The sequence below is a fragment of the Bacillus sp. VT 712 genome (assembly GCF_001614195.1).
Taxonomy (GTDB): Bacteria; Bacillota; Bacilli; order Bacillales; family Bacillaceae_H; genus Priestia; species Priestia flexa.
In genome coordinates, this window is the sequence record NZ_LWBK01000024.1 from 29,497 (window position 1) to 42,786 (window position 13,290).

General features: G+C 40.6%; 11 protein-coding genes. 2 read left to right on the top strand and 9 right to left on the bottom strand.

Going from position 1 to position 13,290, the window contains the following annotated elements:
• Positions 1 to 45: 45 nt before the first annotated feature.
• Together A2U94_RS12550 and ftsZ are read left to right on the top strand one after the other, a co-directional pair.
• Positions 46 to 300 (top strand): hypothetical protein, encoded by a 255-nt coding sequence (locus A2U94_RS12550; protein WP_025909242.1) that lies wholly within the window; start codon positions 46 to 48, stop codon positions 298 to 300.
• Positions 301 to 502: 202 nt separating this feature from the next.
• The gene (gene ftsZ, locus A2U94_RS12555) at positions 503 to 1,456 is read left to right on the top strand and encodes a cell division protein FtsZ (protein ID WP_025909243.1); all 954 of its coding nucleotides are present in this window, start codon (positions 503 to 505) and stop codon (positions 1,454 to 1,456) included.
• Between the two features lie 34 nt (positions 1,457 to 1,490).
• Here the strand turns inward: ftsZ and A2U94_RS12560 are convergent, their stop codons facing one another.
• The 9 genes from A2U94_RS12560 to iolD form a co-directional block, all read right to left on the bottom strand.
• Positions 1,491 to 3,968, bottom strand: a complete 2,478-nt coding sequence (locus A2U94_RS12560; RefSeq protein WP_025909244.1) for a GGDEF domain-containing phosphodiesterase — start codon at positions 3,966 to 3,968, stop codon at positions 1,491 to 1,493.
• Positions 3,969 to 4,109: 141 nt separating this feature from the next.
• Complete coding sequence (locus A2U94_RS12565) at positions 4,110 to 4,718, bottom strand: ABC-2 transporter permease (protein WP_025909245.1); 609 nt, start codon at positions 4,716 to 4,718, stop codon at positions 4,110 to 4,112.
• Positions 4,699 to 5,580: an ABC transporter ATP-binding protein gene (locus A2U94_RS12570; protein WP_025909246.1), complete on the bottom strand. Its 882-nt coding sequence runs from the start codon at positions 5,578 to 5,580 to the stop codon at positions 4,699 to 4,701. Before A2U94_RS12570 ends, A2U94_RS12565 begins: the two co-directional genes overlap by 20 nt.
• Positions 5,580 to 5,957, bottom strand: a complete 378-nt coding sequence (locus tag A2U94_RS12575) for a GntR family transcriptional regulator (protein ID WP_025909247.1) — start codon at positions 5,955 to 5,957, stop codon at positions 5,580 to 5,582. The genes A2U94_RS12570 and A2U94_RS12575 overlap by 1 nt, the downstream gene beginning before the upstream one ends.
• Before the next feature lie 123 nt (positions 5,958 to 6,080).
• The gene (locus A2U94_RS12580) at positions 6,081 to 8,420 is read right to left on the bottom strand and encodes an immune inhibitor A domain-containing protein (RefSeq protein WP_025909248.1); all 2,340 of its coding nucleotides are present in this window, start codon (positions 8,418 to 8,420) and stop codon (positions 6,081 to 6,083) included.
• Positions 8,421 to 8,933: 513 nt separating this feature from the next.
• Positions 8,934 to 9,455, bottom strand: a complete 522-nt coding sequence (locus tag A2U94_RS12585) for a hypothetical protein (RefSeq protein ID WP_025909249.1) — start codon at positions 9,453 to 9,455, stop codon at positions 8,934 to 8,936.
• A gap of 107 nt (positions 9,456 to 9,562) precedes the next feature.
• A complete protein-coding gene (locus tag A2U94_RS12590; RefSeq protein WP_025909250.1) occupies positions 9,563 to 10,354 on the bottom strand; it encodes a 5-deoxy-glucuronate isomerase in 792 nt (263 codons plus the stop codon).
• A gap of 27 nt (positions 10,355 to 10,381) precedes the next feature.
• The gene (iolE, locus tag A2U94_RS12595) at positions 10,382 to 11,278 is read right to left on the bottom strand and encodes a myo-inosose-2 dehydratase (RefSeq protein WP_025909251.1); all 897 of its coding nucleotides are present in this window, start codon (positions 11,276 to 11,278) and stop codon (positions 10,382 to 10,384) included.
• Positions 11,279 to 11,314: 36 nt separating this feature from the next.
• Positions 11,315 to 13,249, bottom strand: coding sequence for a 3D-(3,5/4)-trihydroxycyclohexane-1,2-dione acylhydrolase (decyclizing) (gene iolD, locus A2U94_RS12600; protein ID WP_025909252.1), 1,935 nt, complete (start codon positions 13,247 to 13,249; stop codon positions 11,315 to 11,317).
• Between the last annotated feature and the right edge of the window lie 41 nt (positions 13,250 to 13,290).

Genomic DNA, 13,290 nt, shown 5'->3' on the forward strand with positions numbered 1-13,290 from the left:
GTATACTAGTAATAGGTAAAAACTAGAAAGGATTGTGAAGAAACATTGAATATAGCATCGTTTATCATAATCGCTGCCCTAGTCGTCTACATTTTTACACTACATTCAAAAATACGGGCGCTTGAAAAGCAGATTAAAACAACACCGCTTACGGAAAACCAACAAGAAGCGCTCGCAATAAAAGTCTCAGCCATGCTTGAAAAAGGGTATACAAATGTAGAAGTTATAAAAGCCGTTCGACAAGATACAGGGTGGGGCTTACTTCAAGCAAAACAGTACGTTGATATGTTCAAAAGATGACCAAAATCGAGTTCTTTGGTCATCTTTTTTGCGATTTGATAACGTTTTTCGTCAAATACAGACAGATAACCTTAATTAATGGTACAATGGCGATAAAACAGTGAATTTAACATCATTATGTCAACGGCGATAAAGATGATGATTATTTAAACAATCACTTACCTTTTTTGAACAATCGAATGAGAGAAAGTAGGCTGAACATATGATTGATTTTGATACAGGATCTCCACTAGTGAAAATTAAAGTAGTTGGTGTGGGAGGCGGTGGAAACAATACCGTTAACCGCATGATTGAACACGGCGTGCAAGGCGTTGAATTTATGGCTGTAAACACCGACGCTCAGGCTCTTAATCTATCAAAAGCAGAAAAACGCATGCAAATTGGTGCTGCCTTAACGCGTGGACTGGGTGCGGGTGCAAACCCCGAAGTCGGACGCGCTGCTGCTGAAGAGAGCAAAGAAGAAATTCAAGACGCCCTTCAAGGTGCGGACATGGTGTTTGTAACAGCAGGGATGGGCGGCGGAACAGGGACAGGTGCTGCACCTGTTGTTGCGGAGATGGCTCGTGAGCTCGGTGCGCTAACAATTGGTGTCGTAACAAAGCCGTTTCGTTTTGAAGGAACAAAACGTACTCGTCAAGCAACAGGCGGTGTTGACGAAATGATGAACGCAGTTGATACGCTAATTGTCATTCCAAATGACCGCTTATTAGAAATTGGTGATAAGCGCACGACAATGCTGGATGCTTTCCGCGAAGCTGATAACGTACTGCGTCAAGGGATTCAAGGGATTTCCGACTTGATTTCTATCCCAGGCTTCATTAACCTTGATTTTGCTGATGTAAAAACCATTATGTCAGACCAAGGCTACGCGCTGATGGGAATTGGGATTGCAAGCGGTCCTGAACGCGCTGCTGAGGCGGCGAAAAAAGCAATTTCTAGTCCACTGTTAGATCGTTCAATTGACGGTGCACAAGGAATTCTAATGAATATTACAAGCGGCTCTAACCTCAGTTTATTTGAAGTACAGGAAGCTGCAGATATCGTAACGTCTGCTTCTGACCAAGAATTGAACATGATTTTCGGTTCTGTTATTAATGAAGATCTTCAAGATAAAGTAATGGTAACCGTTATCGCAACTGGCTTTTCAGAAAGCTAACAAAAAAACACTTGGATGATCCAAGTGTTTTTATTTATACAACAGGTTCCAAATATTTCGCCTTTAAATAGATAATAGCCTGCTCAATACACACGGGCTTGCTAAAAATATAGCCTTGAATAAACGGACAGTCATTCTCCTCTAAGAACGAAAGCTGCGCACGCGTTTCCACACCTTCAGCAATCACCTTCATATTCAGCCCCCGTGCTAAGTAAAGAAGGCTCTTTGTAATGGTTTGATGTTTTTCGTTTTCAACAACGGACTGAATAAACGTTTTATCGATTTTCAACACGTCAAAATCAAGCTTTTGCAAGTGAGACAGCGAACTAAACCCTGTTCCAAAATCATCTAAAGCGAACGTCACGCCCTGCTTTTTTAAAACGGTCATCATCTTTTTTACTTGCTCTTCATGATGAATGATGGAGTTTTCCGTAATCTCAAGTTCAATAAGCGATGGATCGATGTCATAGCGTTCTAAAAGCTCCATGACAAATTCAACAAAGTTAGGTTTTAATAAGCGTTTTGACGATAAATTAACCGACACAGGAACGACCGTTAATCCTAACAGCTTCCACTCTTGCAGCTGTTGACATACTCTCTCTAGTACCCAATCTCCAATTTTCACAATTAAATTAGACTCTTCTGCTAGAGGAATAAATTCTCCTGGTGATACAAATCCCCATTCAGGATGATCCCAGCGAATTAACGCTTCAAAGCTATCAAGCTCTCTCGTTTGCGTATTGATCTTCGGCTGATAATGAAGAAAAAACTCATTTTGTTCAATGGCATTTCGCAGCCCTTTTTCTAAATGAAAACTTTTGTACGTTCGGCTATCCATATGAGGTGAATAAAGCTGCCAGTCATTTTTTCCAAGCTCTTTTGCTCGATATAAAGCAAGACTTGCATTTTTCAACAGCGTTTTTGCGTCTTTTCCGTCATGCGGATAAATTGTAATCCCCATGCTGGTGGTTGTGTGAAGATGAAATTCATCAATTTCAACTTCTCTTTCTACTTGTTCAAAAAGCGATTTGGCAATTTGCGTACATTCTTCTAAACGGTCTAATGACTCAAAAAATATCGCAAATTCATCGCCACCAACTCGTGATAAAGACCCTTTATCTTGTACCGTTTTCTCCAGACGATGCGCTAACTTTTGCAGCATGAGATCACCGATATCATGACCTAAAGTATCGTTTAAATATTTAAAGCGGTCAAGGCCGAGATAAAAAACAGCAATGAACGAATGATTCTTTTTAACGCGTGCAATTGCATTAGTTAAATCTCGTTCAAACTTACGGCGGTTTGGCAACTTCGTTAGATAATCGTAATTTGCTAGATATTCAATTTCATCCGTATAGCGCTTTTGCTCCGTAACGTCTTCTACAATTCCGTCGAGACGAATGACGTTTCCTGAATCATCTAAAACTGGAATCACTTGATCTTTTAGCCATTTAGTAATTCCTTTCTTTGTCACGATGCGATAATAGTGACAAATTGGCTCACCGCCCATCAGCTTTACTTGTTCTGCCTCTACTTTTTCAAGGTCATCTGGATGAACACACTCTTTCCACAATGAGCGACTTTGAATAAATTTCATTGCCGCTTCCTCATAGATATTTGCCACTCCGTCGGAACAAAACGTCACTTTGTTTGTGCGAACATCCGCTGACCATATCCCAACATCTAAGCTGTTATAAACCATGGAAAACTGACGCTCAACTTGCTTAAGCTGCTTTTTTATTTGATGTATTTCAGTTACATCAAATACGACGCCAAGAAGCTGCACAACTTGATTTTTCTCATCTATAACAGGATCTGCTTGTTCAAATACGATGCGTGAATGACCGCTGGGCTGAACTAAACGATATTTAATACTGTAGCTATCTCCCTTTTCAATGGCACGCTTTATAGTTTGATTCACTCGCTGCCGATCACCAGGGTGCACAAACGTCAGCACTTCATCGTATGAAGGAATAAAATCTGATGTTTCTTCCATACCAAAAATGACGTACATCTGTCGGGACCAGTACGATTCATTTTCCAATACGTCATAATACCAACTTCCAATATTCGCTAGCTTTTGCTCCATATTCAATTGGGTTTGAAGCGTCATTACATTCAGCTGTTCTTCCGACTTCTTTTTACAGATGGCATACACTGCCTGTAGCTGTCCCTCAATAAGAATAGGAACATAGCTCAGCATCACTCTAGTACTCTTTCCAAATTTTGTTTTTAGAATGGTAGTAAACTGAACGACTTCACCTTTCAGCGCTTCTGTAAAATACTTTTGATGATCTAACCCGTACTCTACAAGTTGAAAAAAAGAGAATTGATCTTGTACTTCAGTACATACAAAAGCCGAAGCCTGCTTGTTATAAAAAAGCAAATCACCTTTTTCATCGAGCAAAAAAATAGCGTGTGAACTGGCTTCTATGAGTGCTGTATTAAAAGTATGAACACCCATCGCATCTTGTGTAGTAGATGCGATGGGATTAAAAAATGAGTCATGCATCTGGTTCTCTTTTCTCCTCGCTCTATCAGTCTTATCTTTAATTGTAAAGGTTCAGTTTGATTTTGCAAGCCTATCCTTACAAAACTGTCATTATTTTCTTAAGGATAATATTTTCATTGAGCTCTGGAAAAGAATAACCGTTTAACGTGTTTTTTGTTTATAGATAAAAATTGACGTTAGCCACGATAAAAGATAGAGAAGTAAAGCAGGTAAAAAAACAAGCATATAAAGGTTTGAGACCTCTAAAGACATGATTGTGCGTGCCGTGTTAATTACCCGCTCCTGCAGGTTATGCACAAAGGTATTAGCAATGATCATATAGATAACGAACAGCCCAATAAAAGCTATTCCTAAATACTTACTGTGAAAAATATACGAAACCGGAAAGGCAATGGAAACAAAAGTTAAAACAACGCTGATACTAAACACTAATTGCGCCCACTGCATCCCTTCGCTGTGAATAATCCAGTTTGAAGCAGCGATAACAAAAAGCGTAATGACTGCAAACAGGAGCGCACCGAGGTATTTAGCGGTTACAAGCTCTTTGCGTGTATATGGAAGTGAATTTAGTAAAAGGTGCACAGCCGATTTCTCATCTTCTGAAAAAGCATTCATGATGAGTGCGATGCTAAAGATAATACCTATCCAAGTAGTCGACGTATCAAGCAGCAAGTATATAAACAAAATCGGTAGTAGAATGAAAAATACATTTCTTTGCAATAAAAAGTCTTTACGAATAAGCTGTAGCATGTTCACGCTCCCCCTTTTTTGTATAGAACATAATGTCCTCAAGCGTCGGCTTTTCAATGAGCACCTCTGCACCAAAGATATCGTGTACTCGGTCCTTTTTATTGGTCAGCGCTTCAAACCCATGATTAGATGTTTGAATGGCTAGAAATTCTTTTTTCGTGTCACGATCTAGTAAATCAACTGTCCCTTTTACGAGGGCATATTCTTCAAAGATTTGATGGTGCTCTTTTGTAAACATATGCTGTCCGTTATGGATAAAGGTAATGTAGTCTGCGATTTTATCTAAGTCTGTGGTGATATGCGTCGAGAAGAAGATCGTTTTCTCATGATTGAGCATGAGCTCCTGTAGAATCTCTAATAGCTCTCTTCGAAAAATGGGATCTAAGCCAGATGTTGGCTCATCCATCACAATTAAATCCGCGTGATGAGACAATGCCATCGTTAACGAAGCCTTCATCAGCATCCCTTTTGAAAACGTTTTGATTTTTTTACGTAAAGGGAGTTCAAATCGTTCAACATACTGTGTAAACAACGTATCGTCCCAGTTTCTGTACATCGGCTTAATAATACGCTGAAGGTCTCGTAGCGTAATGTTTTCGTAGTACATATTTTCATCACATACAAATCCAATCCGTTGCTTGATCTCTTTCTCGTGCTGAGTGTAGTTTAAGCCAAATACAGAGACGCTCCCGCTATCAGGCTGTAAAAGATTCATAATTATTTTAATAACCGTTGATTTCCCTACTCCGTTTCCACCGATTAATCCCGTCACAAAACCTTTTTTTACTGACAGAGATACATCCTTTAGTTGAAATCCGCTAAACGACTTGGTCACATTGTTCAGTTCAATCACGCTACCCATTACCTTTCCTCCTCATACAAAATGATTAAAAGCTCCTGGAGCTCCTGCAAGCTAACTCCAATTTCTTTGCTGTTTTGAATGGCTGCTACTAATTGTTCTTCGATGACTCTTCGCTTTCGCTCACGAATCATCTCGTGATTTTGTTCTGAAATGAATGAACCTTTCCCTACAATTGAAAAGATAAACCCGTCTTTTTCAAGCTCTTCATAAGCTCGTTTGGTTGTAATGACGCTAATACCTAAATCCTTAGCAAGCTGACGCATCGAAGGTAACGAAGCTCCTGGTTTTAATTCATCCGCTAATACCTGCTTTTGAATTTGATGGTAAATCTGTTCATATATAGGCTCTTTTGATTGATTTGAAATCACAATATGCATATTCATACCTCTTTTAAATAATGTATATATACTTTATATACATTATATACATATTGTGTTCCTTATTTCAATATTTCCCATAGAAAAAAGCGGTAAGTTTTTCACTTACCGCTTTCTGCCTTCTTATTTATGAATCCAAACTGCTCCAGCTGAATTATCATTTGCTTCGCCAATCACATCGATTTTCAAACCGTATTTTGGAAGAATGCGGCCGGCATCTTTAATGCGATCATCGATATAAGAACGACGGTCGTTAAAGCTTGTCACCCCTTTTGCTTCTTTGGAAGAAATTGTTCCCCATGTTGAATGCGTATATGTCCATGGAAGCGTTGAATCAAATGAGAACGCAGCGTCTGCGATTTGATAACGAGTTGAGTTTGCCGTTGTGCTAATTCCGTTTCCGTTAAAGTATAGAACTTTTTTCGGATGTGAATCAACAACGCCTAAGAAACCTTCACCAGGGTGCTCTCCAACCCAGTTATCTAAGTAGCTATCGTCAGCGTACCATAACAGCATTCCCGTATTGTACTTCGCTCCGCGTGCAAATTGGAGCGCCTTGTCACTTCCAGCGTAGTTTCTCCACTCAACGTAGTAGTAGTTATCCTTGTACATTAAGCCGTCCGTTTGCTCAAATCCATCTAGCGTAAACGTTGGTTGACCTTCAGCATCATCTGTAAATACAACGTTACCATCCACTACAAGCGATGCGTTATCCAGCCCAAACCCTTCAAGTGCTAATCCGCCGTCCGTTACGTATTCAAACTGAAGCTTGATTTTCTTACCTTTAAACTGACTTAAATCATAGCTTACATCTACCCATTTTCCATTTGTTGTTTCAGCAGAGTTATCAGCATTATTTGCTTTATCACCAATTGTATCTAAAAGAACTTTAGAGCCATCTGGGAGAATAGCATTTACATATAGGTAATCATATTCTGCTTCCACTTCATAGTTTGCTTTAAAGTTAAATGAAGCTTTTGTTGCACTTGTTAAATCTACCTCTTTTGTCGTCATTGCTGTGCGCAGGTCGTCACCTTTTTGACTGTAATAAAACTTCTTACCGAAGTCTGTTTTCATCCCTTGCACGGCTTTTTGAGGAAGGTTAATCTTCACAATGCCTGGGTTTTTAGATTTCGTTACGCTTTGGTCAATGATGCTTACAGCGCCCGTCTTTTTAATATCTTTTAAATCCATTTCTTTAATGTTTGCCCAGTTTCCTCCCATTACCTTTTGGAAGAACTCTTTGTTTTGTGGTGAAAAGCTTGTTGGCTCTGTTCCAGCAATTTCTCCAGCCCAGCTTCCGCCACTCATAATAGACCAAACACCAACCGGCTCACCTTGACCTGTATATTGCGTATCATACTCATCTGGAAGACCTAAGTCATGACCGTATTCATGAGCGAAAACCCCAACAGCTCCGTCTTCCGGCTGAATTGTGTAATCATATGCGGACACATCAGAACCAGGTACTTTATAAGGCTGTCCTAATGTCCAGCGGTGTGACCAAATTGCATCATCGCCTAACTTACCTCCACCTGCTTCTTGACCTGTACCAGCGTGGATAATCATTAAGTGATCCACTAATCCGTCCGGCTCGTTTAAGTTGCCGTCACCATCTAAATCATATTGATCAAATTGATCAAATTCTTTTAAATCAATACCGCTTTTAACAGCTTCTTGAAGTGCTTCTTTTACAAGGTCACGAGGGCCTTTGGGTCCGCGATTGTCATTTCCACCGTTTGGATTATCAGCACCGTAATCTGCCGCGTTACCTTTAACGGTTAACCATTCAGAAACCGTACCATCCATTGTATAGCTTCCACCTGATTGCTCTTCGTAATATTGTTTAAATGTTTTAACTTTTTTACCGTTAAACAGCTTGAATTCTTTATCTCCAAACATTAACTTTTCATAATGCTTCCGATTAAAATCATCAGCATACATATAACCAGGCTCTTGAACCACGTTATTATGTTTAAAGTCTGCATATTCAACTAACAGTACAAGCACTTTATCTGTACGAACATTTCCATTGTATTTTGCTTCTTTAGCTGGCTTAACTTTCACGCCATTTCCGCTTCCTTTTGTTACAGCGTTCATGTTAACGTTCTTTGCTTCCTTTACTTTCTTTTCATTTTTAGCACGGGCTTGTTTTGCTTTTACATCAATTTTATTTGGCTTTTGCCCTTTCACACTTTCTTTATGGCTGTCTTTCTTCTCTATGTATGCATTAACAGCCTTCTTTACCTCTTGAGATGTTGCCTTTTTTGAAATGACCCCTTGCTGCTGCAAAGCTTTCCCTAATCGTTCTTCTGGAACAATATTCATATCCAGCGGTGGACTTTCAAGCTGATCAGCTGTTTTCGCTGATGCACTCGTCGCATTAAACAGAGGAAGTCCTCCACCGATTGCAACGGTTGTTGCTAGCAACGAGGTTCCTAGTACTTTTTTCCATGTAACCAAAGATAATACCCCCTTCTAAATTATCACACTATTAGCAAAATTTATTTTAATCTGAAGTTTCTTGTCGGTCAATAGGTTTTGCTTTTGTAATAAAGCATTACATACCGCTAAAATCCTACATACTCCTCTATTTAGATCGTCTTACAACTCGACATTATAGGCTAAAAAGAGGATAAAAAATGTAAAAAAACTGTAAATATATAACTATAAGAATAATATGTAATCTTATATACCTATCGGCTGTTTTGTTATGGGTATATATTATTATTTTCAAAATTTTCGTATTTCGTAGTGTTCTATAAAGAAGAAGCTAAGACACAGCTAAATGATTCCTTTTCAAAGACGAAGCATGACTTTTCTACAATAACAAGTTCGTTCCATTACGCTGCAGACACTAGGTCTCTAAAATTGATTTCAAATCAACAAAAAATCCGAACTATAAAAGAGTCGTTAACTCTTAATAGTTCGGATAGATCATTAACTGAAATACTTATGTCCCAACCTCTTTTTGGTTTATTGGTATCGAGTTGGTTGACTCGGTACGGTTTCCGGCTGAGGAGCTGGATATTTTTTAAGTTCAGGATTTGCCTTAGTTGCAACTTCTTCACCAGCTTGCTTTACTTTATCACCAATGTCTTGCAGGTCTTCTTGTACACCTTGCGCAGACTCTACTAGTTGAGAAGACTCTTCTTTAATTGACTGTACGGGGCCATTTAGTTCATTGTTCACTTTCTCATATAAACTTTTAAGGTCTGACGTTACTTCTTTAATAACACCTGAAGCTACTTTAATACGATGTTGCCAATCATCTTTTACTTCAGATGGGTTCTCTCGTAGGCGCGTGACAAAACCTGTTGTCGAATTCTTAGCACACTGTGCACTGTTTATGACCTTTGTTCGCGTGCGTTTATCAACAAGCGCTACCACCCCTCCAACCGCTGCTCCTACCGCAATGCCTGTTAAAAGCTTATTTCCCTTTTGAGAAGGATCTTGTCCTTGGACCGCTTGTGTTTCATGAGTCGTTGCCTGCTTCATCTTATCCACTCTCCCTTTGTGATTAAAATAGTTGTTAGTGTAGATATTCCCCTTTTCTTTCCTCCTAAACTGTGAAAAAACGCCCAACTTTTGTTAGGCGCTTTTCACTACTCTTTCTCTGGCCAAATTTTTGCTCCTGGCTCAAGTAACCATTCGTGATCTCTTTCCATAATGCGCGCATTCCACGGATTATCATCAAGGTGACGAATCATCCAGCAAAAGTACATAGCATACCCTGGAGCCGTCGCTTGAGGATGATCTAGCTCTCCCGGGATGGTGATAAAGCTGTTGTGCACAACGCGATGAGCATCTTCTCCAACCATTGCACAGCCAAATCCTTGAGGCTTATTAAAGCGATAGTAATATACTTCAGGCTGGTCGTGATGATGCGGAGGATAGCTGGACCATCTGCCTGGATAGGAAATCACTTCACCAATGACCATGTTCGAATAAGGGGCGTTCTCGTAATCAAAAATAGTTCGGATCACGCGCTGAGCTGTTCCGTCCCATACACCTTCTCCTGCTACTTCACTTTGGCAATCCGAAGGCATATAAAGTTTAGAAGGAAAATTGCGATCATTGTCTGTTTTTTGAACAAGGACTTCGCTTTTTCCAAGCGACGTAATCTTTACTTCATTGTTGCTAGCAACGTGAAGACACCATGGATCTTCTTCAAACACGCTTTCACGCTCTATCTCCTGGACGTTGCCATCCCACTCGATGCGAACTTTTCCTTCTAATAAAAGTACTGCCGTTTCTTTTTCGGAATCTCGCAATACTTGCTCCGCACCCTCTCTTAAACTATAAATCCCAATATCAAGCATCATATCTTCGTGCTTGCTTGCCATATTCGTTAATTCATTGTACCCTTCTTTTAATTGTCCAAGCTTTTCAAACATTTCTTTCAGCTCCTTACGTTACCTACTTTATAGTCCACTTTTTTCTCTAATAAATTGACGTGCTTTTAGCGCGTATTCAAACGGATTAGCAACAGCAGGGTCCTGTTCGGCTTCGACTACAAACCATCCGGTATAATCAGAATCAGCAAGCTGTTCAAAGATTGGTTCAAAGTTGATGCTACCGTCTCCTGGCACGGTAAATACTCCTTGCCGAACCGCTTGTAAAAAGCTCCATTTCTTCGCTTTCACAGCTTCGACTACGTCCCGTCGCACATCTTTCAAATGCACATGCTTAATGCGCGGTAAATACTTCTTTAAAATATACAAAGGATTTTCACCTGAAAACACTAGATGTCCCGTATCAAACAAAAGGTGAACCAACTCTGGATCGGTCATCTCCATCAGTCGATCAATCTCAGACGTCGTTTGAACACCCGTTCCCATATGATGGTGATACACGATATGCATATCCTTTTCTTTGGCAAGCATCCCTAAGTGATTTAGGCCTAGAGCAAGTCGCTGCCACTCATCTTCTGTAAACTGCGGCTTTTCATCAAAAAGCGGAGTATCCATAAGCCCTTGAATGCTGCGTCCTTGCTCTGACACAACAATCACGCTTGCACCCATCGCGTGTAAAAAGTCGCGGTGATTAATAAAAGCACTCACCGTTTCCTCCAGTGGCTTTGTCGTTAAATATGTGCTAAACCAAGCGCTTGCAATCTCTAATCTGCGATGAGACAGCGCTTTTTTTAAAACCTTCACATCACGTGGATACTTATTGCCAACTTCGCTTCCTTTAAAACCAGCAAGCGCCATCTCGCTAATACACTGTTCAAACGTATTTTCTCCACCAAGCTCCGGCATATCATCGTTCGTCCATGCAATTGGCGCGATGCCAAGCTTAATTACACCTTCTTTAAACATAGCTCCTTCTCCCCTTCAAGCTCTTATTCAATCGTATTAATACAATCTTGCTTTTGTTAGATGCGCTTTTTTCTCTTCAAACGCTTCTTGCGTTTTTCCATTTTCAGATACTTCAGCAACCCCAACATGCCACCATGAGTCGTATCCACTTGTCATGGTCTTCGGCAGCACCTTAATATCAATGAGCGTAGACACATCTTGTTTCTTCGCATCTTCAAGCGCAAATCTAAGCTCTTCTAAAGTCTGTGCTTCGTACGTTTTCACTCCGTATCCAGCTGCGCTTTGTGCAAAGTTAATTCGGAGAATCTCACCATCTAACTTGTTAGACTGTTCGTTTCTGTAGCGAAACTCCGTACCAAAGCTACCCATTCCGTTGCCCATCTGCAAGTTATTAATACAGCCAAACCCTGAATTGTCAAACAATAAAACGTTAATTTTCTTTTTCTCCTGCAAGCTTGTCACTAGCTCTGAATGAAGCATTTGATAGCTTCCGTCTCCAACCATCGCGTATACTTCTTTATCTGGCTCAGCTAACTTAGCGCCAAATGCTCCGGCGATTTCATAACCCATGCATGAATAGCCGTACTCCATGTGATACGTATTGGGCGTGCGAGACGTCCACATCCGCTGAAGATCACCCGGCAAGCTTCCTGCTGCGCCTACGATAATCGCATCTTCATCAAGTAGATGGTTCACTTGACCAATGACGCTTGTTTGCGTTAATGATGTTCCGAGCGCTTCTTTATACTCAGAAAGTACATCATCAAGCTGTCCGCTTACTTCTGGTACAAATGCTCCCTCTTCGTAACGCACGTGATGCAAGCGTTCAAGCTCTGCTTGCCACTTCCGTTTAGCCTCAGCAATCTCCGTTCCGTAACCTGATTGATATCCGCTCTGTGTCAATTCAGCTGTTAGCGTTCGAAGCGCTTCTTTTGCATCAGCCACCACCTTTACGGCATCCAATTTATTGGCATGAAATTCAGAAATATTTAAGGTTAAAAACTCAACGGCTGGGTGCTGAAACAATTCTTTTGACCCCGTCGTAAAATCGGTGAACCTCGTCCCAATTCCAATGACTAGGTCTGCTTCACGAGCAATTGAGTTCGCAGCGAGATTACCGGTTACACCTACTCCGCCTAGGTTATAAAAGAAATCGCTTTCAACAGCACTTTTACCAGCTTGTGTTTCACCAAAAGGAATATGGAATGCTTCTGAAAAAGCTTTTAATTCAGCTGCTGCTTCCGAATAGCGAACACCGCCGCCGCAAATAATAATAGGCTTTTTCTTGCTTTGAATAAGCCGAACGGCATCTCTCACACTCTCTCGCGTAGGCAAACGTCTTTCCATTCGATGCACGCGCTTTTTAAAGAAGTAGCTAGGAAAATCAAAGGCTTCTCCTTGTACATCTTGCGGCAGCGAAATTGTCACCGCTCCCGTATCAGCAGGATTGGTCAATACGCGCATAGCATTGATCATTGCCGTCATGAGCTGTTCCGGTCGATTAACTCGGTCCCAATACTTACTCACCGCTCGAAAGGCATCGTTTGTTGAAATGGATAAGTCATGAGTTTGTTCAATTTGTTGAAGAACAGGATCAGGCTGACGAGTAGCAAACACATCACCTGGAAGCAATAAAATAGGAATGTTATTAGCTGAAGCAGTAGCGGCTGTTGTTACCATATTGGCAGAACCAGGTCCTACTGAAGAAGTGCACGCCATGATTTGTTTTCTGTGCTTTTGTTTTGCAAATGCCATCGCAGCATTTGCCATACCTTGTTCGTTTCTTCCTTGATAGACCTCCAATTCTCCTGCATCTTGTTCAAGAGCTTGCCCAAGCCCCACCACGTTACCATGGCCGAAGATTGTAAAGATTCCTTTGATAAACTTTGTTTCGTTTCCATCAACTTCTACGTACTGGTGATTTAAAAACTTTACAAGCGCTTGTGCCGTTGTCATTCTTTCCGTTGTCATTTCTTTTTCCCCTTTCATAAAAAAGGGAAGTCTTCAGAACA